Annotated in this window: 25 protein-coding genes and 4 tRNA genes; 10 read left to right on the top strand and 19 right to left on the bottom strand. The window is 60.2% G+C overall.

The annotated features are described in order from the left end of the window. Positions 1-102: 102 nt before the first annotated feature. The 3 genes from NF685_RS00935 to NF685_RS00925 all read right to left on the bottom strand — a co-directional run bounded on the left by NF685_RS00935 (position 103) and on the right by NF685_RS00925 (position 3,706). Complete coding sequence (locus tag NF685_RS00935) at positions 103-396, bottom strand: hypothetical protein (RefSeq protein ID WP_252848222.1); 294 nt, start codon at positions 394-396, stop codon at positions 103-105. A gap of 309 nt (positions 397-705) precedes the next feature. After that, a complete protein-coding gene (gene typA / locus NF685_RS00930; protein WP_222546435.1) occupies positions 706-2,529 on the bottom strand; it encodes a translational GTPase TypA in 1,824 nt (607 codons plus the stop codon). Between the two features lie 199 nt (positions 2,530-2,728). Then, positions 2,729-3,706 carry an adenosine kinase gene (locus NF685_RS00925; RefSeq protein WP_252848221.1) on the bottom strand — a complete coding sequence of 326 codons (978 nt, stop codon included), beginning with the start codon at positions 3,704-3,706 and terminating at the stop codon, positions 2,729-2,731. Between the two features lie 471 nt (positions 3,707-4,177). Between NF685_RS00925 and NF685_RS00920 the strand changes: the two genes are divergently transcribed. After that, on the top strand, positions 4,178-4,684 hold the full coding sequence (locus NF685_RS00920) for a bactofilin family protein (protein WP_306414247.1): 507 nt from the start codon (positions 4,178-4,180) through the stop codon (positions 4,682-4,684). Positions 4,685-4,776: 92 nt separating this feature from the next. On the opposite strand, the gene NF685_RS00915 is transcribed toward NF685_RS00920, so the two are convergent. Beyond that, positions 4,777-5,505 (bottom strand): GcrA family cell cycle regulator, encoded by a 729-nt coding sequence (locus NF685_RS00915; protein WP_252848219.1) that lies wholly within the window; start codon positions 5,503-5,505, stop codon positions 4,777-4,779. 221 nt (positions 5,506-5,726) lie between these two features. Then, positions 5,727-6,911, bottom strand: a complete 1,185-nt coding sequence (rnd, locus tag NF685_RS00910; RefSeq protein ID WP_252848218.1) for a ribonuclease D — start codon at positions 6,909-6,911, stop codon at positions 5,727-5,729. Between the two features lie 29 nt (positions 6,912-6,940). Here rnd and queF point away from each other — a divergent pair, with 29 nt between their 5' ends. Continuing rightward, on the top strand, positions 6,941-7,411 hold the full coding sequence (queF, locus tag NF685_RS00905; RefSeq protein WP_252848217.1) for a preQ(1) synthase: 471 nt from the start codon (positions 6,941-6,943) through the stop codon (positions 7,409-7,411). Between the two features lie 153 nt (positions 7,412-7,564). On the opposite strand, the gene atpC is transcribed toward queF, so the two are convergent. Genes atpC through atpH form a run of 5 tightly spaced genes read right to left on the bottom strand, consistent with a single transcriptional unit; the run spans position 7,565 to position 12,438 of the window. Further along, the gene (atpC, locus tag NF685_RS00900) at positions 7,565-7,984 is read right to left on the bottom strand and encodes an ATP synthase F1 subunit epsilon (RefSeq protein WP_222546429.1); all 420 of its coding nucleotides are present in this window, start codon (positions 7,982-7,984) and stop codon (positions 7,565-7,567) included. Between the two features lie 4 nt (positions 7,985-7,988). Then, positions 7,989-9,443, bottom strand: coding sequence for a F0F1 ATP synthase subunit beta (gene atpD / locus NF685_RS00895; RefSeq protein WP_222546428.1), 1,455 nt, complete (start codon positions 9,441-9,443; stop codon positions 7,989-7,991). A gap of 26 nt (positions 9,444-9,469) precedes the next feature. Next, complete coding sequence (locus tag NF685_RS00890) at positions 9,470-10,345, bottom strand: F0F1 ATP synthase subunit gamma (protein ID WP_222546427.1); 876 nt, start codon at positions 10,343-10,345, stop codon at positions 9,470-9,472. A 9-nt stretch (positions 10,346-10,354) separates the two neighbouring features. Continuing rightward, complete coding sequence (atpA, locus tag NF685_RS00885; protein ID WP_222546426.1) at positions 10,355-11,890, bottom strand: F0F1 ATP synthase subunit alpha; 1,536 nt, start codon at positions 11,888-11,890, stop codon at positions 10,355-10,357. Next, positions 11,890-12,438 (bottom strand): ATP synthase F1 subunit delta, encoded by a 549-nt coding sequence (atpH, locus tag NF685_RS00880; protein WP_252848472.1) that lies wholly within the window; start codon positions 12,436-12,438, stop codon positions 11,890-11,892. Before atpH ends, atpA begins: the two co-directional genes overlap by 1 nt. A 381-nt stretch (positions 12,439-12,819) precedes the next feature. On the opposite strand from atpH, the gene NF685_RS00875 reads away from it, so the two are divergent. Further along, complete coding sequence (locus NF685_RS00875; protein WP_252848216.1) at positions 12,820-13,446, top strand: cupin domain-containing protein; 627 nt, start codon at positions 12,820-12,822, stop codon at positions 13,444-13,446. A gap of 221 nt (positions 13,447-13,667) precedes the next feature. Here NF685_RS00875 and NF685_RS00870 read toward each other — a convergent pair. Next, a tRNA-Gly gene (locus NF685_RS00870) sits at positions 13,668-13,741 on the bottom strand. A 184-nt stretch (positions 13,742-13,925) separates the two neighbouring features. Here NF685_RS00870 and NF685_RS00865 point away from each other — a divergent pair. The 3 genes from NF685_RS00865 (at position 13,926) to nusG (ending at position 14,926) form a co-directional block, all read left to right on the top strand. Continuing rightward, a tRNA-Trp gene (locus tag NF685_RS00865) sits at positions 13,926-14,002 on the top strand. Between the two features lie 85 nt (positions 14,003-14,087). Further along, entirely contained in the window at positions 14,088-14,384 is a 297-nt protein-coding gene (gene secE / locus NF685_RS00860) for a preprotein translocase subunit SecE (RefSeq protein WP_222546424.1), read from the top strand. Between the two features lie 11 nt (positions 14,385-14,395). After that, positions 14,396-14,926 carry a transcription termination/antitermination protein NusG gene (gene nusG / locus NF685_RS00855; protein WP_023979810.1) on the top strand — a complete coding sequence of 177 codons (531 nt, stop codon included), beginning with the start codon at positions 14,396-14,398 and terminating at the stop codon, positions 14,924-14,926. A gap of 202 nt (positions 14,927-15,128) precedes the next feature. Here nusG and NF685_RS00850 read toward each other — a convergent pair whose 3' ends face one another. Genes NF685_RS00850 through NF685_RS00840 form a run of 3 tightly spaced genes read right to left on the bottom strand, consistent with a single transcriptional unit; the run spans position 15,129 to position 18,923 of the window. Next, the gene (locus tag NF685_RS00850; protein WP_252848471.1) at positions 15,129-15,758 is read right to left on the bottom strand and encodes a PqiC family protein; all 630 of its coding nucleotides are present in this window, start codon (positions 15,756-15,758) and stop codon (positions 15,129-15,131) included. 7 nt (positions 15,759-15,765) lie between these two features. Beyond that, the gene (locus tag NF685_RS00845) at positions 15,766-17,451 is read right to left on the bottom strand and encodes a PqiB family protein (RefSeq protein ID WP_252848215.1); all 1,686 of its coding nucleotides are present in this window, start codon (positions 17,449-17,451) and stop codon (positions 15,766-15,768) included. Beyond that, positions 17,448-18,923, bottom strand: coding sequence for a paraquat-inducible protein A (locus tag NF685_RS00840; protein ID WP_222546423.1), 1,476 nt, complete (start codon positions 18,921-18,923; stop codon positions 17,448-17,450). The genes NF685_RS00845 and NF685_RS00840 overlap by 4 nt, the downstream gene beginning before the upstream one ends. 92 nt (positions 18,924-19,015) lie before the next feature. Here NF685_RS00840 and NF685_RS00835 point away from each other — a divergent pair. Continuing rightward, a tRNA-Thr gene (locus NF685_RS00835) sits at positions 19,016-19,090 on the top strand. 104 nt (positions 19,091-19,194) lie between these two features. Here NF685_RS00835 and NF685_RS00830 read toward each other — a convergent pair. The 3 genes from NF685_RS00830 to NF685_RS00820 all read right to left on the bottom strand — a co-directional run bounded on the left by NF685_RS00830 (position 19,195) and on the right by NF685_RS00820 (position 22,063). Continuing rightward, positions 19,195-20,634: an APC family permease gene (locus tag NF685_RS00830; protein ID WP_252848214.1), complete on the bottom strand. Its 1,440-nt coding sequence runs from the start codon at positions 20,632-20,634 to the stop codon at positions 19,195-19,197. A 103-nt stretch (positions 20,635-20,737) separates the two neighbouring features. Continuing rightward, positions 20,738-21,724: a hypothetical protein gene (locus tag NF685_RS00825; RefSeq protein ID WP_252848213.1), complete on the bottom strand. Its 987-nt coding sequence runs from the start codon at positions 21,722-21,724 to the stop codon at positions 20,738-20,740. Positions 21,725-21,988: 264 nt separating this feature from the next. Then, positions 21,989-22,063: transfer RNA gene (locus NF685_RS00820), tRNA-Gly, on the bottom strand. Between the two features lie 217 nt (positions 22,064-22,280). On the opposite strand from NF685_RS00820, the gene NF685_RS00815 reads away from it, so the two are divergent. Together NF685_RS00815 and NF685_RS00810 are read left to right on the top strand one after the other, a co-directional pair. Beyond that, entirely contained in the window at positions 22,281-23,249 is a 969-nt protein-coding gene (locus NF685_RS00815) for a tetratricopeptide repeat protein (RefSeq protein WP_252848212.1), read from the top strand. Positions 23,250-23,318: 69 nt separating this feature from the next. After that, positions 23,319-23,498, top strand: a complete 180-nt coding sequence (locus NF685_RS00810) for a Trm112 family protein (protein WP_222546420.1) — start codon at positions 23,319-23,321, stop codon at positions 23,496-23,498. A 61-nt stretch (positions 23,499-23,559) separates the two neighbouring features. Here NF685_RS00810 and NF685_RS00805 read toward each other — a convergent pair whose 3' ends face one another. Beyond that, complete coding sequence (locus tag NF685_RS00805; protein ID WP_252848211.1) at positions 23,560-24,306, bottom strand: class I SAM-dependent methyltransferase; 747 nt, start codon at positions 24,304-24,306, stop codon at positions 23,560-23,562. After that, positions 24,299-24,610 (bottom strand): hypothetical protein, encoded by a 312-nt coding sequence (locus NF685_RS00800; RefSeq protein ID WP_222546418.1) that lies wholly within the window; start codon positions 24,608-24,610, stop codon positions 24,299-24,301. Before NF685_RS00800 ends, NF685_RS00805 begins: the two co-directional genes overlap by 8 nt. A 91-nt stretch (positions 24,611-24,701) precedes the next feature. On the opposite strand from NF685_RS00800, the gene NF685_RS00795 reads away from it, so the two are divergent. After that, positions 24,702-25,364 (top strand): tyrosine-protein phosphatase, encoded by a 663-nt coding sequence (locus NF685_RS00795; RefSeq protein WP_252848210.1) that lies wholly within the window; start codon positions 24,702-24,704, stop codon positions 25,362-25,364. Positions 25,365-25,366: the final 2 nt, after the last annotated feature.

The raw sequence follows: 25,366 nt of genomic DNA, 5'->3' as shown, positions 1-25,366 counted from the left end.
CTCCGGGAATACGCAATGCCCGGGACGACTCAGGGGGCGGGATATGGACAATAAAAAACGGGGCCGTTTCGGGCCCCGTTTTCATGTCGATCTGAAGATCGATCAGTTGCCGGAAGCATCCTTCTCGGCGGCGGCTTCTGCACCCTTCTTGTGGTGCTTGTGCTTATGCTTGTGCTTGCCCTTGTGCTTGGCGGCCTTGTCTTCCGTCGTGGCCGTCGGAGCCGCTTCAGAGGTGGGAGCGGGTGCCGTGGCTTCCGGTGCAGCGGGGGCTGCCGGTGCCGCAGCGGCAGGGGCTGCGGGAGCTGCTTCCTGTGCGGTCTGAGCGAAAGCAGGAGCGCTCAGCGTCATGGCAAGAGCGGCAACACCGGTGAGAAGGCGACGATTGAAAACGAGCATGAAACGAGCTCCAGAAAACGAATTCACATAATCACAGGCGTCAGTCGGGATGAAGAATTCACCCACCTGAACTCATGACCTTGTGGACGCTATCAGCCTTTTCTCAAATCGTCTCGGGAGAAATTAGATAAAATGACTGTAATCGCACCGTAAAGGCACATATCCGCCTTAATCAAGACACGATCATGAAAAAGGCCACCGTTGCCGGTGGCCTTTTTCTGAAAGTCCGTTCTACCCGGGAACGCATCTTGTCCACCTGTCCAGGTATCCCCTGACCTGCCTGTGTCAAGCGGTCAGGAGATGCCCGGATCAGACGTCAGACTTGACCTTCGACATACGCTTGCGCTCGTTCGGGTCCAGGTAGCGCTTGCGGATACGAACCGCAGACGGCGTCACTTCGACCAGCTCATCGTCCTCGATATAAGCGATGGCCTGCTCAAGGCTCATCTTGCGCGGCGGCGTCAGAAGCAGCGCATCGTCCTTGCCGGCAGCGCGGATGTTGGTCAGCTTCTTTTCACGTACGGCGTTCACATCGAGATCGTTCTCGCGCGAATGCTCGCCGAGGATCATGCCCGTGTAGATCTTCTCACCGGCTTCGACGAACAGCGTACCGCGATCCTGCAGCGAGAACAGGGCGTACTGCGTGGTCGCACCGTCTTCTGCCGAGATCAGCGAACCGTTGCGACGGCCATCGATCGTGCCTGCATAGGGCTTATAGCCTGCAAACAGACGGTTCATGATGCCCGTGCCGCGCGTGTCGGTCAGGAACTCGCCGTGATAGCCGATCAGGCCACGCGACGGGATGAGGAAGGTCAGACGAACCTTGTCACCACCCGACGGACGCATGTCCTGCATCACGCCCTTACGCATCGACATCTTTTCGACGACCACGCCCGAATAGGGCTCGTCCACGTCAACCAGAACCTCTTCGTACGGCTCTTCACGCTCGCCGGTTTCTTCGTTGTTACGGAAGAGAACACGCGGGCGACCGATGGTCAGCTCGAAGCCTTCGCGACGCATGGTCTCGATCAGCACGCCGAGCTGGAGTTCGCCGCGACCCGCAACCTCGAAAGCCTCGCTCTCGGCGCTCTCGGTCACCTTGATGGCCACGTTGCCTTCGGTTTCCTTGAACAGACGGTCACGGATCTGACGCGACGTCACCTTCTTGCCTTCACGACCGCCCAGAGGACCGTCATTGATGCGGAAGGTCATCGACAGGGTCGGCGGATCGACCGGGGTCGAGGGCAGAGGCGCATCGAGCGACGGGTCGGCAATGGTGTCAGGGATCGTCGCATCGGACAGACCGGCCACGGCCACGATGTCACCGGCTTCGGCTTCTTCCACCGGCACACGATCGAGACCGCGGAACGACAGCAGCTTGGTCAGACGACCCGTTTCCACGATCGAGCCATCGGGGCGCAGCACGCGAACCGGCATGTTCAGGCGGGCGCGGCCCTGCTCGATACGACCTGTCAGGATACGACCCAGGAAGTTGTCGCTTTCGAGAATGGTCGCAACCATGCCGAAAGGCGCTTCCTTGTCGAGGCCCGGCGTGGGCACATGGCGCAGCACCAGATCGAACAGCGGGGACAGATCCTTGCGGGGGCCGTTCATTTCCAGATCGGCCCAGCCCTGACGGCCCGAAGCGTACAGCATCGGGAAGTCGAGCTGATGCTCGTCAGCGCCGAGTGCTGCGAACAGGTCGAAGATTTCTTCATGAACTTCGTCGGGGCGGGCATCGCCACGGTCGATCTTGTTCACGACAACGATCGGACGCAGGCCGCGGGCCAGCGCCTTGCCCAGAACGAACTTGGTCTGCGGCAGAGCGCCTTCAGCCGAGTCGACCAGGATGATCGCGCCATCCACCATGCTCAGGATACGCTCGACCTCGCCGCCGAAATCGGCGTGGCCCGGGGTGTCGATGATGTTGATGCGCGTGTCGTTCCAGACGACCGAGGTGCACTTGGCAAGAATGGTGATGCCACGCTCACGCTCAAGGTCGTTGCTGTCCATCGCGCGTTCGGCAACATGCTGGTTCTCGCGGAACGAGCCGGATTGCTTGAGAAGCTGATCGACAAGGGTAGTCTTGCCATGATCGACGTGCGCGATAATGGCGATGTTACGGATTTCCATGAAGCGGTCCTGATCGGGCTTGCAGGGTCATGCCCTGCCGGATCGCTCCCTTGGAACGACACAAAGCCGGGACTGACGGATTGGCCGTGTTCTGCACAATTTCGCGTCAGAGTGCAATGAAAGGATCGGAAAGAGCCGGTTTTTTAGCGTTTCCGGGTCTTTCTCCGGGTCCTTGCGGGGCGCTGCCCCGCAATACCCTTCAGGCCTTGAGTGCGAAATCGGCGGCAGGACGTGCCCCCATGCGGGTGATGATGGCACCGGCAGAGGCATTGCCGAGACGGGCACAGTCTTCAAGGCTGCGTCCCTTGGCCAGCCCGGCCAGGAAGCCCGCTGCAAACGCATCGCCAGCGCCAGTCGTATCGACCACCTTGACCGCCTCTGTCGGGACGACAAGCTTCTGGCCGTCGGACAGAATAACAGCGCCCTTTTCACTGCGGGTCAGGACCACAAGAGCGGCATCGCGACCGGCCTGCTCGGCAGCAGAGTCGAAATCCTCGGTTTCGTACAGGGCGCAGATTTCGGCCTCGTTGGCGAACAGGATGTCGATATGCCCGGCGACGAGGGCGCGGAATGCGGCGTGATGACGGGCAACGCAGAAGGTGTCGGACAATGTAAGAGCGACGCGACGACCGGCCTTGTGAGCGGTTTCAGCGGCGAGGATGAAGGCCGACTGGGCGCGATCCTTGTCGAACAGATACCCTTCCATATAGGTCACGCCGGCCGCAGCAACGGCAGCCTGATCGACATCTTCCGGCCCGAACTCGGTGCAGATGCCAAGATAGGTATGCATGGTGCGCTGCCCATCAGGCGTAACCAGAATGATGCAGCGTGCCGTAGGGCGATCGGCGTTCTGAACGGGCGCGGAAGGATAGAACAGCTTTTGCGCAGCAAGATCGCGCGCGTAGCCCTGACCGGCCTCGTCGGACGCCACCTTGCCGAGATAGCCCACACGCGCACCGAGGCGCGCTGCCACGACAGCCGTATTGGCTGCCGAACCGCCGCCCATGACCTGTTCAGGCGTGATTTCAGCCTCGATCGCAGCGGCCTGGTCGGCATCGATCAGCGTCATGCTGCCCAAAGGCGATCCCAGCGTGGCGAGTGTCTCGTGCGAGACGGGCGCCAGAATATCGACGATGGCATTACCGATGCAGAGCAGATCGAGTGTGGGGGCAGTCATGAAGTCTCCGATACGATGAATTTTGCCGGAATAAACCGGGATCGCGCCATGAAATCAACACGATCGGGCGTGATCGTTATGGTGCGTGAACGACAGGTTCGGCATTCTTTCCGACAGGCCATGACACAAGACCGGGTCAGGGTCAAAAACCGCGAAAACCTGCCTTATATCCGCTTGTCGCTTGCGCAACTAAACGTGTAAGCCGGGTCAGGACGCAAATCATCCCCGGGATGGTTTTTTGTCTGTTACCAGCCGTTCGCGGCACCCGAACCGCCACCTTCCAGAACGCGCAGCGGGGTTCTCTTGTTCAAACGACGCAAACCAGAAGAGACAACTTCATCTTCAGGTGCTTCGGCCAATCCTGGCCAAAAACCGGCTGCTCCTGCCTCGGGCAGCTCTTCGCTCTTTCCCGAGCGTCCGGCCCCAGCGGCAGACGCCATACCAGCCTCACAACAGAAGGATTCTGCCGCGATGGGTCGTTCGCCTTTCCCTGCCCCGCCCTCTCCCGCAACACCGGCAGCTCCTGCGCGCCCAGCTGCCGCAGCGCCCTCCGCAGCGGGTGGCCGTCGTGAAGCATCCGACCGCCGTACGCTGGTCGTAGGCCGCGGCATTTCGGTTCAGGGCTCGATCCAGGACGCAGAGCGTCTGGTCGTTGAAGGCACGGTCGAAGCGACCCTGCTTCAGGCAACGGAACTTTCCGTGGCACAGGGCGGCGTTTTCCGTGGCGAAATCGAGGTTGAAGACGCCGATCTGGCGGGTACGATCGACGGAACGCTTACTGTGCGCGGCAATCTGACCGTGCGTGCAACCGGACGTCTGATCGGCAAGACGCGCACGCGTCGCCTGCAGGTGGAAGATGGCGGCCAGATCACGGGTCATCTCGAAATGATCACAGGCGACATGCCGTCTCGCCCGGCTCCGGTCGAAACGCCTGCTCCGGCCTCCGAAAAGACCGAAGACGCAACACCTGCTGCCTGACAAGGCCGCGTGATGCGCAAGAAAAAAGCCCGGTCCGCATGGATCGGGCTTTTTTTATTCTTGCATGAGACCGGACATAAGACCGGGTCGGCTCAGCCGGCGCTTTCGCGACGGTCGCGCAGCTTCACATAGGCAATTGCGCAATGTTCGGCACAATAGGGCTTACCGGGCACAGGCTTGGCACCGCAGAAATGAAAGCCCGGGGTGCCGGGATCGCCATTCGGCCAGCAGCAGGACGGACCGCGACGGGGCGACGTATCGGCCGTCAACGGACGCAGGAGCGGACGGAGCATCAGATCTGGTGCCATGGTCTTGGCCTCTGCAGGTTTACGGGGCGGAGCAGCCTTGCTGGACACCGGAGCTTCCTGCGCCGTCTCGGCTGCAGCGGCAGGGGTCTCGGCGACGTGCTTGACGGGCTCGGCCTTGGGAGCGGTCGGTGGAGCGGAGACGGTCTCTGGTCTGGCAGCCGGCGTTGCCTTGGCAGCGGTCGTTTCGGACTGCGCGCTGCGCGCTGCGGCTTCAGCCATAACGGGCTTCGTCCGGGTATCGGCGACAGGTCCGGAAACGGGTGCGACCGGCGTTTCAGACAGGGCTTCGCCAGAACCGGCTGGCTGGGCAGCTGCAGCAGTCTCGGCAGTCGCATCCTTGCGGGATTTGGCTGCGGCACGAATGGGAGACGGGCGAGGCGGCAGCCCAAGACGATGCGCTTTGCCAACGACAGCGTTCTTGGTGATCGACAGCTGCCTGCCAATCTCGGCTGTCGACAGTCCTTCCTGCCATAACGTCTGAAGACGGGAGATTATTTCGTCAGTCCATTCCATCGCCCGTGCTCCTCATTCAGTCCTGTGACGTAAAACTAGGGTGTCGATACGATCTGCTCAATCCGCAAAACCGGATTTTTCTATAGTGAGACTGGCGGATAAACACAGAGCTCTTGCCCAAGTCAATCTGAACCCGACCGAATTACCAAAGAATGAGGTATAAATCATAGGCGCGGTCCCGACCGGGACCGCCTGACAATTGCCCTGTACGATCCGTATGCTCAGTCGTTCTTGTTGCGGATGAGCCGCACCGAACGCCCCTCGACGGCAAGGCGGATTTCGCCATTGAGCAGTGCCAGAGCATCTTCACCGAAGACGGCGCGACGCCAGCCCTTCAGAACAGGACTGTCCGTTTCGCCCAGCGCGAGGCTGTCCAGATCATCGCTCGTCGCCACAAGTTTGGGAGCCACGCGATTGGCTTCGCAGCCGGCAGCAAGAACCACCTTGAGCAGAGCCACAAGTGCGGCGGAAGGTTTGGCACCCTCCTGCTTGCGCGGTGGACGGGGCAGATCTTTCTCAGGCAGGTCCAGACCGGTCTGGATTGCAGCGAGCAGACCGGGCGCTGCCTTGCCTTCGGCAAAGCCACGCGAAACGCCGCGAACACGCGACAGAGCCTCGGCATCCTGCGGACGCACGGCGGCGATCTCCAGCAGGCTCTCGTCGCGTATCAGACGCTGGCGCGGAATATTGAGCGCCTGCGCTTCCATCTCGCGCCAGGCCGCTACCTCGCGCAGCACACCGAGCATACGTCGGTTATTGGTGCGTGCCTTCAGGCGCTCCCACTGACGGCGTGGATCGGGCCGGAAGGTTGCCGGATCGTTGAGAACGGCCAGCTCGGCATCGGCCCAGTGCAGACGGTTCTGCTTTTCCAGCTCGTCATGCAGGGCGAGATAGACCGTACGCAGATGCGTGACGTCCGCCGCCGCATAGGCAATCTGTGCCTTCGACAGAGGGCGCGCGGCCCAGTCGCTGAAGCGATGGGTCTTGTCGATGCTTGCGCCCGTAATAGCGTTGACCAGCGTGTCATATCCCACCTGATCGCCATAGCCGCCCACCATGGCCGCAACCTGGGTATCGAAAATCGACCGTGGCAGAACGTCGAAAAGATGCAGGAAAATCTCAAGGTCCTGACGCGCTGCATGGAAGACTTTCACGCAGCTCTCGGTTGCCAGCAAATCGGCCAGAGGGGCAAGGTCCATCCCCGGCGCCAGCGTGTCGATCACTGCCACATCGTTCACGCCGCCAAGCTGCACGACGCAGAGCTCAGGCCAGTATGTATGCTCGCGCACGAACTCCGTATCGATCGTCACGAACGGCTCATGCTTGAGTCGAGCACAGAGTTGGGCCAAATCGTCTGTAGAAGACACGATGACTGGGGCTGGGAAACCGGCTTGAGACACTTGCATTTTCCTTCCTTACATCAGGGCAGACCCTCATGACCACATCAGAGAACGATCTCTCGGCACTCAGCCAGCTCGGACGTCAGACCGTACAACCCGACAGCCCGGAAACCGCGACGCTCGAACGCGTACCCAGCCCGCACAAGGGGCGCGATTATGTCGTTCGTTTCACCGCACCGGAATTCACATCGCTTTGTCCGGTCACCGGGCAGCCCGATTTCGCCCATATCGTCATCGACTACATTCCCGACGAATGGATCGTCGAGAGCAAGTCGCTCAAACTCTATCTGACCAGCTTTCGCAATCACGGCGCGTTTCACGAAGACTGTTCAGTCAGCATCGCGACGAAGCTCGTCGAGGTTCTGAACCCCAAATGGCTGCGTATCGGTGCCTACTGGTATCCGCGCGGCGGCATTCCGATCGACGTTTTCTGGCAGACCGGCCTGCCGCCCGAGGGCGTCTGGGTTCCTGCGCAGGATGTTCCGGGCTATCGCGGTCGCGGCTAAGAACCGGATCCCCGGCCTCCCCCTCTCGGATGTCGCATATGTATGCACATGTCTGCCGGGGGTGGCCGCAGTGCCTGTAGAGATACAAAAAAGACCGGTGCCCTGAGGCAACCGGCCTTTTTTGTTCGATGAACCGATTGCGTCAGAGCGCGATCAGTAGATCGGGTGAGACGCCTCTGCCGCCTCGATCTCGGCGCGCGCGGCCTGGATCTTGCGGGAGATCTGATCCATGCCCGTGAGATCATCAGCCGTGACATTGGTCAGCTGAAGCTCAAGGGTCTGAAGACGCGACTGCGCTTCGGTCAGGACGATGTCCTTGATCGGCAGGGCCTCGTCAGCCAGGATCGTGCAGCGATCGGCCGTGATATCGGCGAAACCACCGGAGACGAAGAAGCGCTCGGTCACGACATTTCCCTCATAGAGGGAAACGACGCCACCGCGCAGCAGGAGCATGATCGGCGCATGATCCGGCATGGCCGCGATATCGCCTTCCTCGCCCGGAATGACTGCCATTTCGACTTCCTTACGGAAGAGCAGCTTCTCCGGGCTGATGATTTCGACCTGAACCGGCATGGGCTTACGCCGACTCCTTCATCTTTTCGGCCTTGGCGATCGCTTCTTCGATCGGCCCGACCATGTAGAAAGCGCTTTCCGGCAGGTGATCGTATTCACCGGCCACGATAGCCTTGAAGCTGCGTACCGTGTCGTCCAGCGAGACCAGCTTGCCAGGCGAACCCGTGAACACTTCGGCCACGTGGAAGGGCTGCGACAGGAAGCGCTGGATGCGACGCGCACGCGCCACGACCTGCTTGTCCTCTTCCGACAGCTCATCCATGCCCAGGATCGCGATGATGTCCTGCAGGCCCTTATAGGTCTGAAGGATACGCTGCACGTCACGGGCAACCTGGTAGTGCTCGTCACCGACAATCTTCGGATCGAGCGAACGCGAGGTGGAGTCCAGCGGATCGACGGCCGGATAGATGCCCATTTCAGCGATCGAGCGGTTAAGCACGGTCGTGGCGTCGAGATGGGCGAAGGTCGCGGCGGGCGCCGGATCGGTCAGATCGTCGGCAGGCACGTAAACGGCCTGAACCGAGGTGATCGAGCCCTTCTTGGTGGAGGTAATACGCTCCTGGAGGGCACCCATCTCGGTGGCCAGCGTCGGCTGATAGCCCACGGCCGAAGGAATACGACCCAGCAGAGCCGAAACTTCAGAACCGGCCTGTGTGAAGCGGAAGATGTTGTCCACGAAGAACAGCACGTCCTGACCTTCCTCGTCGCGGAAATATTCTGCGAGAGACAGGGCGGAGAGAGCGACACGTGCGCGGGCACCCGGCGGCTCGTTCATCTGGCCATAGACCAGGGCCACCTTGGAGCCAGCCGTCGAGCCGTCTTCACCGATCTTGATCACGCCGGCATCCTGCATTTCGAAATACAGGTCGTTACCTTCACGCGTACGCTCACCGACACCGGCGAAGACGGACACGCCGCCATGAGCCTTGGCGATGTTGTTGATCAGTTCCTGGATGATGACGGTCTTGCCGACGCCGGCACCACCGAACAGACCGATCTTGCCGCCCTTGAGGTAGGGGCAGAGCAGATCGACGACCTTGATGCCGGTCACGAGAATTTCGGACGCAGCAGCCTGATCTTCGAAGGACGGAGCCTTGCGGTGGATCGGGTAATGCTTGTCGGACACGACCGGGCCGCGCTCGTCGACGGGCTCGCCGATGACGTTCAGGATGCGGCCGAGCGTTGCCGGGCCGACCGGCACGGTGATCTGCGCGCCGGTATCTTTCACTGCGCTTCCACGGACCAGCCCGTCGGTGCTTTCCATGGCGATGCAGCGCACTTCGCGCTCACCGATTTCCTGTGCCACTTCGAGCACAAGGGTCTTGTCGCCAATCTGGACGTGCAGCGCATTGAGGATATGCGGCAGCGTGCCTTCGAACTGGACATCGACCACGGGACCGCGGACCTGCGTCACGCGACCCACGACGTTGCTGCTGGCAGACGACAGAGTTTCGGACATCGTATTTCGGCTCCTGCGTAAAAGTCTCAGACGGCTTCAGCGCCGGAGATGATCTCGATAAGTTCTTTGGTGATGTTGCTCTGGCGGGTGCGGTTGTAGCGCTGCGACAGAGAGTCGATCGCCTTGCCTGCATTCCGTGTCGCGTTATCCATCGCCGTCATGCGCGCACCCTGCTCACCGGCCGCACTTTCGAGAAGTGCTGCGTAGAACTGGATCTGGATATTACGCGGCAGAAGCTGAGCGAGCAGCTCACCTTCATTGGGCTCAAAATCGTATTGAGCGGTATATTCGGTCGCGTTGTCGTTCTCTGCCACCGTCAGCGGTACGAGAACCTCCTCGGTCGGGATCTGTGTCATGGCGTTGACGAAGCGGTTGAACACCACCGTCACGCGATCGACCTCACCGTTCATCAGGAGCTCGGTAACGCGCTGACCGAGATCTGCGGCCTTCTGGAACTGGACCTCGCGGCCTGCCGTTCCGGCAATCAGCTCGATCAGCTTGTCCGGATAAAGGCGCGTCATGGCTTCGCCACCCTTGCGCCCGACAGGAAGGATACGAACGCGCTCGCCCTGGGATTCCAGACGCGAGACGATCTGTCGTGTGCTGCGCACCAGATTGGCGTTGAAGCCACCGGCCAGACCGAAATCGCTGGTCAGCACAACGACGAGATGGGTCGATCCCTTGCCGCCCTCGAGAAGAGCGGGCAGCTCGCCCTGACCGGCTGTTGCGGTTGCAAGCTCGGAGAGCATGCGACGCATGGCGGCAGCGTAGGGGCGCGAAGCTTCAGCGTGCTTCTGAAAACGGCGCAGCTTGGAAGCTGCGACCATTTTCATGGCACTCGTGATCTTGCGCTGCGATTTTACGCCCACGATCCGGGCGCGCAGTTCCTTCAGCGAGGGCATGGTCCGTCCTTAGGCTGCAAAGCGCTTGTTGAACGCCGTCAGCAGTTCGGTGAGCTTGGCTTCGGTTTCCGGCTTGATCTGGCGATCATTGCGGATGGCATCGAGGATGTCCTTGCCCGGACCGCGCATCTCGGCGAGCAGTGCAGCCTCGTAACGCACAACCTGATCGACCTTGATCGCATCGACGAAGCCACGCGTACCGGCAAACAGCACCACAACCTGCTCTTCAACCGGCAGCGGCGACGTCTGCGGCTGCTTCAGCAGCTCCGTCAGACGGGCACCGCGCTCGAGCTGCTTGCGGGTTGCAGGATCGAGATCGGAGGCGAACTGCGCGAAGGCAGCCATTTCACGATACTGGGCGAGATCCAGCTTGATCTTGCCCGCAACCTGCTTCATCGCCTTGATCTGGGCTGCCGAACCGACGCGCGACACCGAGCCACCGACGTTCACAGCAGGACGGATACCCTTGTAGAACAGGTCGGTCTCAAGGAAGATCTGACCGTCTGTGATCGAAATCACGTTGGTCGGGATGTAGGCAGCAACGTCACCAGCCTGCGTCTCGATGACCGGCAGGGCTGTCAGCGAGCCAGCGCCGAACGCATCGGACATCTTGGCAGCGCGCTCGAGCAGACGCGAATGCAGATAGAACACGTCACCCGGATAAGCTTCGCGGCCCGGCGGACGACGCAGCAGAAGCGACATCTGGCGATAGGCAACAGCCTGCTTGGACAGATCGTCATAGCAGATCAGGGCATGCATGCCGTTGTCACGGAAGAACTCACCCATCGAACAAGCCGAATAAGGAGCGAGATACTGCATCGGTGCCGGATCGGACGCGGTGGCGGCAACGACGATGGAGTATTCCATCGAGCCTTCTTCCGTCAGCGTGCGAACGAGATTGGCAACGGTCGAGCGCTTCTGGCCGATCGCGACATAGATGCAGTAAAGCTTCTGCTTCTCGTCACCTGTGGCATTGACGGGCTTCTGGGCCACGATGGTGTCAACCAGAATGGCGGTCTTGCCGGTCTGACGGTCACCGATCACAAGCTCACGCTGGCCGCGGCCGATCGGCACCAGCGCGTCGATCGCCTTGATACCGGTCTGCATCGGCTCGCACACTGACTGGCGCGGCATGATGCCAGGAGCCATCACTTCGGCGCGCTTCATCACGACGTCGGTCAGAGGACCCTTGCCGTCGATCGGGTTGCCGAGCGCATCGACAACGCGGCCAAGAAGGCCCTTGCCGACCGGCACTTCGACCACGGCGCCGGTGCGGGTGACGATATCACCTTCACGGATGCCATCACCATCGCCGAACACAACGATACCGACGCTGTTTTCTTCAAGGTTCAGCACCATGCCGCGATCGCCAGTGGCCTGGAAATCGACCATTTCACCGGACATGGCATTGGACAGGCCATAAACGCGCGCAATACCGTCGCCGATGGACAGGACGGTGCCCGTCTCGGAGACCTGCGCTTCGTCATTGAAGGACGCGATCTGCTGCTTGAGGATGTCCGAAATCTCTGCGGGACGGATATCCATCACGCGGCTCCCTTCATGGCATTCTGGATGCGGGTCAGACGCCCGCGAATGGAAGTGTCAAATAGCTTGGCGCCGATCTGCACGACAAGACCACCGATCAGCTCGGGCTCGACGCGTTCGATCATGGAGACGCGGGCATAGCCCGCTTCGGCCAGGCGGGTCTGCAAGGCGCTGCGCTGACCGGCCGTGAGAGGCTGGGCGCTGCGCACTTCGGCAACCGTCTCGCCACGACGTTTTGCGTCGAGGGCGATAACGGCACCGAGAATATCGTCAAGACGTGAGGCGCGTCGGTTGCGGGCGATCACACCGATAAAGCGCTTGAGCGTATCGCTGAAGCCCTGGGCATTGAGAACGGCCTCAAGCCCCTTGGCTTCCTGACGGAAATCGAGTGTCTGGTCAGACAGGAATTCGCGCAGCGCAGCGCTCTCCGCGATCAGCTTGCGCAGAGCGCGTACCTGATTCAGCACTTCCGGAAGCACCGATTTCTCTTCAGCATATTCATACAGCGCGAGAGCGTAGCGCTGCGCCATGCCCCCCGACGCATTCATGCTGATCTGCGGTGCCTCGGCTGTTTCGACCACTGTCACGTCCGGCGTTCCCACCCCAATTACACAAACATCCTGATGACCGTCGCGACCACAGTGCAGGGCGTGGTGCCCAACGCATCGTTCATGGAACCGATCGATCATGACTCAGGTAACGAGACTGTTCGTCCCGATTCCGCAATAACGGATCAGGCCTCGCGGGGCGTCTAGCACGCGGGCCGCGCCAAGTGCAACTGACACTCTGCGGCGCGACTCCCCTAAAACACGAGGGGTTTATCCGCCTGCGCTTCGGGAGGCGTGAATTGTTGCAGATTTGCCCATGCAGGTCGGTTTTTGCCAAAAGGGCCTCTCTTTCAAGCAAAAACAGGAAAGCGCTTTCTTTTTATGCCTTTTGTTTCACCCGCTCGCCTTCTCTCCCATCTCTCTTTTTCCTGCCTCTCTTTTCCCCGGCGATCTGTTCTGCGCGCGCTTCCACTGATCGTTGCCTTCGCCTCGTTCGAGGCGCAGGCCGAAATCCTGCGGGACGGACCGGACCCCGTCGCACCGTCCGGCACGCAGGACGCCAACGCGCAACCGGCTGGCGTGCCTTACTGGGACAACTGGGTCGATCAGGCGGGCATCAGCCATCTGACGAAGTGCAAGCTCAAGAACTTCAAACTGAGCCAGCTGGCCGCTCATGCGGACCCGCAATGGGTAAACCATGCCCAGCAGGGTCAGGCACGCATGATCACCAGCATCCAGCCTGCAAACTGGAAAGGTGGGTGGCAGGCCCCCGAAAGCGTACAGTGGATCGTCCCGCTTCAGGGTGTCTGGTTCGTGGAGAGTATGGATGGCACCCGCGTGGAACTGAACCCGGGCGATGCGCTTCTGAGCGAGGATGTCGGGGCCAAACGCGACAGCCACGGACATACAGGACACCTGTCCGGCAATGTGGGCGATGCGCCCGTCGCACTCATGATCACGCAATTCGCATCGGCAAAACCCAGCCACAAACCCTGCGAGACGGAGTAACCTCCCTCCCCAGCAGGTCGGCATGAGACCCGGAGCCTCGTCGTGATGGGCTCCGCAAGCCCTGCGGCCCTCTGGCACGACATGCCAGAGGGCCGGGCAGCAAATGCGGGGGGTATCAGGAATCGGCAGGGCTACGGCCGACCGCCGAGACCGACAAGCACTGCCGGAAGCTTACTGCGACCGGGCGGTCACGCCAACTGAGCGATTTTATGGGAAACGACTGGAGCGGGCGAAGGGAATCGAACCCTCCTCAGAAGCTTGGAAGGCTACTGCATTACCACTATGCTACGCCCGCGCTTCAGTCGATGGCTTTCCCTAACGCCGATCCCGACGCGAAGCAAGAGACAGTTTTAGCCGAAAAACTTCAAATGATCTCTTGACTTAAAAGCCCGAGCGCCGCATTACGCCGCAAGTGGTCTCGTCATGACCCAGCCGGACCGGATGTTTCATCCAGGAAAGCTGACCAGGCGGACGACGATAGGGGTGTAGCTCAATTGGCTAGAGCGCCGGTCTCCAAAACCGGAGGTTGAGAGTTCGAGACCCTCCGCCCCTGCCACCACGCCGCAGCCGCTGGCTTTCAAGCCAACGAGCGGAGTCGGGCGCGGTATTCCGCCACGCGCGGCTTTCTGAAGAATATGAGGATGACGGTGTCGGTCACTACCCCCAAACACGGGTCGCAACAGTCTTCGCCCTCCAAGGGAGGCGCTTCAAAAGACGCCCCGAAACCCTCTTCCAAACCAGCAGCACGTTTCAATCTGGTGCAATACCTGAAGGACGTGCGTACGGAGGCGACCAGAATCACCTGGCCGACACGCCGTAACACGCTGATCACGACGGGCGCCGTTCTTGCCATGGCTGCCCTTACCTCAGTTTTCTTTTTCGTCGTCGACCAGGTCATCGGGCTTGGCGTACGCGAACTCTTTGGCGTTGGAGGCTAAGACGAACAACCATGGCTAAGCGTTGGTACGTCGTGCATGTCTATTCCGGGTTCGAGAAGAAGATTGCGACCCACATCAAGGAACAGGCTGCCCAGAAGGGTCTGAGCGACCAGTTCGAGGAAGTTCTGGTTCCTTCAGAGGACGTCACCGAAGTCCGCCGCGGTCGCAAGATCAATGCCGAGCGCAAGTTCTTCCCTGGCTATGTTCTGGTGAAAATGGAACTGACCGACGATGCATGGCATCTGGTCAAGGACACACCCAAGGTTACCGGCTTTCTGGGCACGCGTAATCGCCCCTCCCCCATTACCGAGGCCGAAGCCGAGCGTATGCTCAAGCAGGCCGAAGAAGGTGTCGAGCGTCCGCGTTCGGCACTCACCTTCGAGATCGGCGAGCAGATCCGCGTGGCAGACGGTCCTTTCACGTCGTTCAACGGTGTGATCGAGGAAGTGGACGAAGAACGTTCGCGCCTCAAGGTCAGCGTGTCGATCTTCGGTCGCTCCACACCGGTCGAGCTGGATTACACCCAGGTCGAAAAGCTCTGACAGGCCGAAAAGCTCTCATCGTCTCGCAACAGGCGTAAGAATCGAAAAACCCGCCCCTGAAAGGAGGCGGGTTTTTTTATATCCTGCCTGCGAACCCTTTGCCTGAGCCCGACGCGGAAGCGATGCACGATGACAGCATCGGTAGATGGCGCCTGACCGGCGAACGCTTCCGCTGGGGGTCAGGGCAAAGCCCTGACGTGTCTCAGGGTGTGATGGGCAGAACAGGAAGGGACCGGACTTTCTGAGCCGCCATATCGGCCAGTTGTCCTGTCAGCGTGCTGAGACCGGCAACCAGCGTATCGGCACGCTTGTTCTGCAAGCGGGCCTGAAGCTGGACGGGCACCGTCAGATTGGGACCGATGGCCGGCCTGTCGCTGTGGACGGAAAGCGTGCCGATAAGCGAGGCATTGCCCTGCTGATCGGCATTGAATGCAGTGATCGTCACCTCGACGAAAGCCAGAGGCTTCGTCGACACGGCGTCGTTCTGGGCGAAGACCGTCGTGCCGGGCAGGCGTTGCGCCAGATCGCGGGTGAGCACGCGGCCGATCATGTCACCGATCGGCTCGCTCCAGGCATTTCCTTTGGCGATAGCGAGTTTGTAGTCCTTGTCCTGACGCACGATTTCATCGCGGTCGAGGCTCGCGGTCACAACCGGCGTTCTGACCTCGACCGTGACCGGGCCGCCCTGCTGGGCGACACCCGGAACCGGTGCAATGGCATAGAGCACCGGATCGCTGCCGCAGGCTGTCAGACCTGTAGCCATCATGACGGACAGAGCCAGAACCCGGGCGGATCGACGCATGGCGTGGCGTGGGGAGGAGAAAGAAAGCATCTTCACGTCAGTGGCGTCCCGTAATCAGTGCCGAAGGATGATGGTTCAGGTAATCCGTCAGGAAACGGATCGAGCGCGCGGCCTGGCCGAGCTGCGTGATCATGGCCTGAAGGTCGCGATGGAAATCCGTATCCCCACCGTAGCTCGCCAGCACGGTCTGTGCGTTCTTGAGCGTTCCCTGAAGCGCATCGCTCATGGCGGGCAGCTTCTTGAGCAACGGCTGCATGCCCTCATTCGTGTTCTGGGTCAGCTCGGAAACATGACGCAGGGAGTCACGCAGGGCGACGATCGACTGCTTGACCTCGGGGCTGGCCAGACGCTGATCGGCATGTGCCAGAAGATCGTTCAGATGCTCACCGATCTGGGTAAGGGGCATGGCAGCCACCTTGTCCATGGTCGTTGCAGCCGATGCCATGATGCCATCGAGACCGCCCGGCTGGCTCGGAATAATGGCGACATCGTCTTCATAGGTCAGCGAAGCCGGCTTGGCATTCTTGATGAACTGCAGGCCGATCATGGATTCGCCGGTCAGGAAGCTCGCACTTTCCACCGAGGCGCGCATACCCTTGGCCACAAAGGCTTCAAGAAGCTTGTGCTGCGCATCGCGCGATGTCTCGTCGGAGTTCAGAACACGTTCCGGCTCCAGCTCCATTTCGACGCGCACGCGGGCCGAGGCGTCCTTCTCGTTCACCTTGAGCGACACATCCGTCACGCTGCCCACCTGAATGCCGAACATGCTGACCGTAGCGCCCGATGTGAGCCCCTTGACCGAGCTGTCGAGATAGGTGGCCACCTTGACACGCTGATGATAGCGCGCGTTATCCGCCTCTGCCTGACTGGCATAAAGGCGGAATACCGAATTGGCCGGGGCCTCGGGGGCATCGACCTTGAGGCGACGCGTCGGCAGACCGAAGGCGACACCACCGGAAAGCAGAGCCTGAAGCGACGTCAGCTGAACCTTGAGACCGCCAGCACCCAGACCGACCTGAACGCCGGACACGTTCCAGAACCGGGAATCGGTGCGCAGGTAATGATCGAAGGGTGCCTTGATGAACACCTGGACCATGATCGGCCCCTCACCACCCGGCGGCATGGTATAGCCGAGCACCTCACCGACTGACATGTCACGGAAGAAGACCGGAGCCCCCTCACCGATCGAACCGAGCGTGGGCGTTACCAGCATGAAGGTCGAACCCGGCTGATCGGAGCGCACACCGGGCGCCGCTTCGAGACCGGTGAAGTTGCTCTCGTAACGCCCACCCTTTTCGCCCGGATCGATTGCGATATAGGCGCCGGAAAGAAGCGTTTCGAGGCCTGTGATACTGGCTCCGTTGATACGCGGCCGCACAACCCAGAAGCGCGTATGATCTGTCAGGATGTCCTCGGTACCGCCATTCATACGGACATGCACAATGACGCGACGCATGTCTGGCGTCAGGCTGATATCCTGCACCGTTCCCAGCGTCACGGCCTTGTTCTTGACCTGTGTCTGTCCGGCGGTCAGGCCGGATGCCGTGTCGAATGTGATGGTGATATCCGGACCGCGATTGGCCAGACTGCGCCATGCAAGCCAGCCTGCAATGACGATGGCGATGATCGGAATCAGCCAGACGATCGAGAAACGTGTCTTTCTGATCCCGGCCTTTTTAGGGGCCGGGGTCTGCTGCCGGGATTGATCGTTTTGGTCGCTCACGCGCGCTCAGGCTCCATATCGTGAGGAGGAAATGAAGAACCGCCCTCGGAGATCCCTCCTCGGTCGGAATTATCTTGTGCTTCGTCGGGAACAGGGACAGGCCCGTTTTCGCCAGCGGCGTCCCACATGCTGCGTGGATCGAAGCTATGTACCGCAAAGATCGTCACGATGACGACGATGGTGAAGAAAACCACACCGGGATCGGCGAGAACATTGGCGAGAAAATTAAAATGTACGATCGCAACCAGAATTGAGATCATGAACACGTCGATCATCGACCAGCGACCGATAAGATCGATAAGACGATAAAGCTTTGTCAGCTGGCGCAAACCGCGCTTCTGCTTGCGCCATGTGCCGAGCACCATCCAGGCCAGAGACACGATCTTGAGCACCGGCACGGTAATGGAGGCAAACAGCACAAGCAGGGCAAGCGGAATGAGGTTCGACTGCCAGAGCTCGATCACACCATGGATAATGGTGCTGGTATCTGGCTGGCCCATTTTCGTATAGGTCATGACAGGCAGCAGATTGGCAGGAATGTAGCAGATGATCCCTGTCAGAAGCAGCGCTGCTGCATTGCTCATGCCATTCGCCTTGCGACGACGCAGTATCTGGTGACAGCGCGGGCAATCGCCCATATCGCCCTCATTGGACACCTTATGGTCGAATGCCATGACCAGCCCGCAGGAATGGCAGGAAAGCATATGCTGCAGGGGCGGCATCGACTCATCGGTCGCGCGTATATGCTCGACCGGCAGGATACGCCCCTCTCCATCCGCCATTTCGTCATGGATGTCGCGATTGTCCCATACGCGTTCGACATCGAGGGTCGAATCGGTCGCCGCCATGGTGATCATGAGTGCCGCGATCAGGAAGACGCCTGCCTGGAGATCCACGATCGCAAGGTCGATCAGCTTGGTATAGGCGACGAAAACACCGAGGATATAGACCTCGATCATCGACCATTCGCGTAGCCGCTCGTACCAGGACATGAGGATGGGCGCCCAGTCGGGCATCTGTCGCTTGCTAGCACCATAAAGTATGGCGCACATAAGCGCGATCACCACACCCGGCATGACGAGAGTCGTCAGGCCGACAATCAGACCGATTTCACCATATCCCTCGCGCCCCAGCTCTATGGGGCCCGTAAGGATCGTGACGGTATTGACGCGGCCATGCACATTGATCGTCAGGAGTTGTGTCATGAGCAGCGCCAGATAAAGCGCTGCGGAAGCGATACAGAACGCCGTCGGAGCGGCAATCGGTGCCGTGCGACGGCGGCGCGCCAGTTGGGCATCGCAACGCGTGCAATAAGCCACCTGTCCACGCTTGAGGCGGGGTACCGTCTGGAACAGGCCACAGCATGGACACTCGCGCAGCCCTTCCACAACCTTGAGGGTTGGGGTGGGCGGCGCCACGGTGGTCATGGTGACAGCGTTGCGCCAAAGACGCTTGTGGAAGCGATCAGACATGAATCATAGTGTAGCGGACGATTCCGATGAGAGATAGGTGTTTGCCCTGTTGCAGTCCGATGCGGTCTCGGCTATAGCACCGCGCCAAGGACGCCGACATAGCTCAGGGGTAGAGCAACTGATTCGTAATCAGTAGGTCCTCGGTTCAATTCCGAGTGTCGGCACCATCTCCCCAATCTGTCGAAAATCATACTGCGCGCCGAACCCTTGCGTGCGCAACAGGTATGGACCTCAACCTTTCACGGTGTGAAAGGTTGCCGCAGCACGCGTTTCACGCGTTGCGCACCACGGCGCGTCTGCCGAGCAGAAAGCCCACCATGCAGTAAAGTACGAGGAAAACCAGCGGTATCCAGTCGCCATGCAGGCTCTGGACCATCAGATCGCTCAGGACTGTTGCCAGATTGATCAGGCAGGCCACGATGGCGAGAACCGGCACCACTCCCAGCCAGAGCGTGCCGACGCGTATGCCACCAAGCGGTACACGAAAGCGGGCACGGGGACTTTCATCGTCGCCACGCAGTTTCATCACGGCAACGGCAATGACGAGAAATCCGATCATGGTGCCGATACTGACCAGATCGGCCAGCAGGACGATCGGTAACAGGGCCGCAGTGAGCGCCGTCAGCCCAGTCGTGAGCGCGATGGCCAGAACAGGTGCCCCGCTTGCAGGATCGGTCAGGCTCAGCTTCGGGCTTACCAGACGGTCATGAGCCAGAATATGGCATAGCCGCGACTGTCCGTAGAGGCTGACGAACAGCACCGACCCGAGACCGATCACCGATCCGAACTGCAGAACGAGCCCGAGAGCGGGCATGGCCAGAGCCTGCACCGCAAGGGCGATAGGGCTGGCAACCCCGAGCTGACGAAACGGGACAAGCCCTGTCATGACGAGAGACACCATGACGTAAAGCACGGCACTGATCGCAAGCGCGCCAATCAACCCGAACGGAACATCCCGCCCCGGGTTACGCGCCTCCGATGCAGCGATGGAGATCGAATCGAAGCCCAGATAGGCAAAAGAAACGACAGCGACGGCACGCAGCAGCCCCATCAGCCCGAAATGAAATCCGCCTTCCGATGGAGGCAGAAACGGATGCCAGAGATCGGGCCTGACATGGAAAAACCCGACGCTGACGAACACAACCAGCACGCAGAGCTTGAGCAGAACGAAACACCCATTGGCCCAGCTGGCCTGACGGATGCCGCGCGACAGGATCAGCCCCAGAACCAGAACGAGGAAAAGAGCTACGGCATTGATCTGTGAGGCAATGTGAAAACTGCCGTCGCGCCATACGACCATCGATTCGGTCAGTGATGACGGCAGAACCACGCCAAGCGACTGAAGAAGTTTCGAGAGATATCCTGTCAGTCCGACAGAAACCGCAGACCCGGCCAGGGCATATTCCAGCACGAGCATCCATGCGACCCACCAGGCAGGCCTGACCCCCAGTATGGCGCGTGAATAGCCGTAGGCGCCCCCCATGGCTTGCGGCAGGGCAGAGGCCAGCTCGGCATAGCACAGGCCTATGAAGCCGCAGCTCAGGGCTGCCAGAACAAAGGAGAGCAAAACAGCGGGTCCGGCATATTGCGCTGCGGCGATCCCCGGCAGCACATAGATACCAGCCCCGACCACGCTGCCGATCCCCATCATCAGCAGGCTGAACGGACCAAGCTGACGATGAAGGCTATGCGACTGGTCCTCGACCGCCATGATGAAGTTTCCTCAACCTGCAAACGATCGAGGGTGACGCTCTCTTACCGGCGAGGCAAGCCCGCAAGGATACCGGCAGAGACATCATGACGCCTTGAGGCTGTCAGAACACCATATTGACGGCCATCTGGGGCGCGACATTCAGATTGGTGTTGTGTCCGGCGAAGAAGGTCGATGCGCCGATAATGACGCCGAAACGCGGCGACCAGCTATATTCGACGGCAGGCGCCACCATCCAGTCGCCTCTCGATCCACCGATACGATCGATACGGCGCCCCAATGCGTCCGAACCCCAGACGCGTGCACCATTGGCCCAGTCGCGCACCATATCCACGGCCAGAACCCAGCGCTGGTTGATACCGTATTCAAGCGAAAAACCCGTCTGACCGCTCATGCCGGGTCGGCCGCGCCCGACGAAGCCCTTCGTGGTACCGTAGCTCGTCAGATTGTCGAGGCGGGCAGAGGTCACTGCACGGCGGAACGTCGCCCACATGCGCAGACGCAGCGTATGATCGTGAGGCAGATCATAGGTGGATTGCTCGACCAGTGCCGTACGGAATACATAGGCGCCGTTACCGACACCGTCCTGGCTGCGACCGAGATTGGTGTAATCGCCCGTCGGCATGAGCATACCGGCAAAAAGGCTCAGGGCCGGAATGTAGCGTTTCGGGTTCGGGTCGACGAAGCGCCACAGGAAATCGACAGGCATATCGCCGAATTTCAGGCTGCTGGTCGTGCCGTCGCCACGCTTCCAACCGTAGCTTATGGCCGGGAAAATCTGGATACTGATATGATCGGTCAGGCCGTATTTGACCATGGTGGAGCTAGTGATGGTTCTCTGACCTGGACCGAAAGGCATGCTGCGGCCATTGGAGCCCAGATAATCCACAGGCTGATTATATGTCAGGTAAGGCTCGAGCCCGAGAACGCCCGCCTTGAACTGCGGCCCGGAGGGGGAAATAAGCGACCCCGTGTACCATTGATCATGTTTCGGCTGGGGTTCGGCATCCGACGCATGGGCCTTGCCCCCCATGAGCCAGGATGCAGTCAGAACAACCCCGATTCCTGCCATGACAGGAACTGAGCGCAAATACCTTCTTATCGTGGGAAAGTGTCTCAAAATCTCGCCGCATTATTTTTTTGTTACCTTGCGACGGTTTAAAACGTTCTGTGCACGACGCAACCGGATCAGAGCAAGTTTTAGTTGATCGACGGGTCAGGTTCGTTGGTATGCAAGGATTTGATAGCGAAATAATCACGCAAATTTCAGAAAGTTAACTTTCCGGAAAGCGTAATATTCATTTTGATTTTGTAGATTTCGGAAGCGCCGCTCCAGATAATTCATTCGATTATCTGGAGCGGGCGATGGGATTCGAACCCACGACCCCAACCTTGGCAAGGTTGTGCTCTACCCCTGAGCTACGCCCGCGTTCCGTTGGACGGGTGAATACTGCCTACAGCCCTACCGTGCAAGAGGGTTTTTTCGAAAAAGTCGTTTTTTTTCACTTTTCTCTCTCTTTCCGGTGTGGAGTTCACCGGGATCTCTCTCTGGACTTGCTTCCGTATGTCCAGAGGGCAATCTACAGGGCAAACCTATCAAGGCGTCTGAGGGCTACGGCCACAGCGCTTCGGAACAGAGAGAATTCATGGACTATATTATAGGGCAGAATCGTCCCCAGACCGGAAGCGAGACAGGCACAGGAGCAGCCACCGGTGCTCCGGCGGGGACTTTGATTGTCAATGCCGATCAGCGCAGCTTCATGCCCGAAGTGCTTGAGGCCAGCCGTCAGCTGCCCGTGCTGGTCGATTTCTGGGCCCCCTGGTGCGGCCCCTGCAAGCAGCTGACTCCCATCCTCGAGCGCGCCGTGACGGCCGCCGGCGGTCGGGTCAAGCTGGTCAAGGTCGATATCGAGGCCAATGCCGCTCTGGCAGCCCAGCTGGGTCAGGTCGGATTGCCCATACAGTCCATTCCGCTCGTCGCTGCGTTCTATAAAGGACAGATTGTCGACATTCTCCAGGGCGCGCAGCCCGAGAGCGAAGTGCGTCGCTTTATCGAACAGATCGTCAAGGCGACAGGGGCTACGCTCCCCAGCGCCGACCTGCTGGCGGCTGCCACGGCAGCTCTTCAGGGGGGTGAAGCCGCTGAGGCGGCGAGCCTTTTCGCCTCGCTTCTCGAAATCGAGCCGGAAAACCCCGAAGGATGGGGCGGCATGATCCGGGCACTCATTGCGCTGGATGACGACGAAGGTGCTGACGAAGCACTGAGCCAGGTTCCCGCCAAGCTCGCAGAACATCCTGCCATCTCCGGTGCCCGCTCCGCCCTGGCCCTGCACAAGGAGAGCCGACAGGCAGCCGCAGCGCTGGACGGGCTACGGGCGGAATGTGAAGCCGCGCCGGACGATCTCGCCCTGCGTTTTCGTCTTGCAGGGGCCTTCAACGGCGCCGGCATGAAACAGGAGGCCGCCGACACGCTGCTATCGATCATCCGTGAGGATCGCGACTGGAACGATGGCGCGGCAAAAGCCGAGCTGCTGCGGTTTTTCGAAGCCTGGGGAAATAGCGACCCGGCAACGCTGCCTGCCCGTCGCAAGCTCTCTGCCATTCTCTTTTCCTGAAATTCGACCCCGTGAGACGCTTTCAGGTTGCCCAATCGAGAGCGTCCTCCCTTTTTCGGATATCGTCTCATGACCCAAGATCTCGACCCGCGTCTTCTCTCCATGCTCGTGTGCCCTGTCACGAAAGAGGCGCTTATCTACGATCGCGATGCACAGGAACTGATCAGCAAGAGCGCAGGACTCGCCTATCCCGTGCGCGATGGCATACCGATCATGTTGCCGGAAGAGGCCCGCGCGCTTTCTTCCTGACCAAGTATCCGTAATGGGTCGGGATTGGGGCAAATGCCTGCCCCAATCCGTGCTCGCGCGCTCAGCGTACGATAAAAAGTGCCGTATCGAGCGTGAAACTGCCATCGGCTTCGAAAGCGAAGCGTTGACGTATATGCGGGCTTGCTGCCGCCTGTAGCGACAGAATGGCCTTGCAATGCAGTTCGGAGGTGGCCGTTCTGGCGACCCATGAACTGAAATCGAGCCTCAGACGCAGGGGAATGTGATCCTGAATCGCAAAACCTGCCGTCTCGAGATTCTGACGCCATTCGGAAGGGCGATAATTGCGTGTGTGCGACGGGTCACGGAGCGTCTCTATCGTCTGTAGCACCGAATCGGCCATTGCATCCTCAGGCGCCACCGTGTCGATGAATACACCCAGTCCGCCCGGTCGGAGGACACGACGTGCTTCGACCAGACCCGTTTCCAGATCGCGCCAGTGATGCGCGCTATACCGGCTCGCCAGGGCATCGACCGCACGATCGGCAAAGGGAATCATCTCGGCAAATCCGCAGACGGGCAGAATATGCCCGATCTCCCTTTTACCGGCTTCGCTCTGCACTGCCCGCGCCATGGTAGCCGTCGGATCGCAGGCAAGAATCAATGGCACAAACGGTGCGGCTGCATAAGCCACATGACCGCCGCCGCAACCGAGATCGAGCAGGGAGGCGGGTTGCTCCTCGGCGAGAAGACGCGCCAGATGATCGAGATCTTCCCCCTTTGCATGTGTGGCGCTGCGCACATAGTCATCGGCGCGCGTGCTGTAATGCCCGGTGACGAAATCACTCATGACTATCCCTCTTTCCATAGGAAACCTCAGCATCCGGCACCGCATATTGGGGTTTGACCTCGCTGGTTGTGACCGTCTCGGTCGCAAGGCCAGGCAGCATGGGCGGCCCCGACTGGCCGTCCATGCCCGGTATCGCAACAGGAAGAGAGGCGTAGGCACGCGCCATCCGGTCATGATGCGGCGATTGCCCGGGCGGATGACCGGGAGGACCGTTGACCGCCAGATCGGGCTTGGGCGGCCCGAACGCGTTGTCAGCGCAGCCCGCCAGCATGATCATGAGAAAAAGGAACGAGGCTGAGCGCATGATAATCTTGTATCAACCTCGATCATGGGCGGCAATTGACGGATGATGATGGGTGCGGCAGGCACCGCACACCAATTCTAGGAGAGACATCGTGTTCGATGGAACGCTTGCAACATCTGCGGGACGCCGCAAGGCATGGATCGACAGTCTTTTTGTCGATCACGCCATTTTCAGGCTTCCCTGGACCAATCTGGCTACTGTCGTGCCGGGCAAGGTCTATCGTTGCAATCATCCCACGCCTGCACGGCTGGCACGACTGAAACGCCGCCTTGGCCTGCGTACGCTGGTCAATCTGCGCGGACATCGGCGTTGCGGGTCCGACGCTCTTTCACGCAATGCGGCAGAACAACTCGGCCTGACCCATATCGACATGGCGTTCGAGAGCAGGGGCGCCCCGCATCGCGACCGCATTTTGCGTTTCGCCGGGCTGTACAAGGAACTCGACAGACCGATGCTCATGCATTGCAAATCCGGCGCTGACCGTGCCGGACTTGCCTCTGCTCTGGTCATCCTGTTCGAAGGGGGCACCGCAGCACAGGCCCTGCGACAGCTTCACTGGCGTTTCGGTCATTTCAACCGGTCGCGCACAGGAATTCTCGACGCATTCATCCTGCACTACCAATCCGTGGCAGAAGGGCGCGTTCCCTTTCTGGAGTGGGTCGAGCGGGATTATGACGAGGTGAAGCTGAAACAGGATTTCGTGGCAGGAAAACTGGCCTCGTTTCTGACAGACCGGGTACTGCGTCGGGAATAAGC

It is taken from the genome of Asaia lannensis NBRC 102526 (assembly GCF_024054035.1).
Classification (GTDB): domain Bacteria; phylum Pseudomonadota; class Alphaproteobacteria; order Acetobacterales; family Acetobacteraceae; genus Asaia; species Asaia lannensis.
Note: the sequence above shows the minus strand (reverse complement) of the source record. Positions and strands in the feature narration are given on the sequence as shown.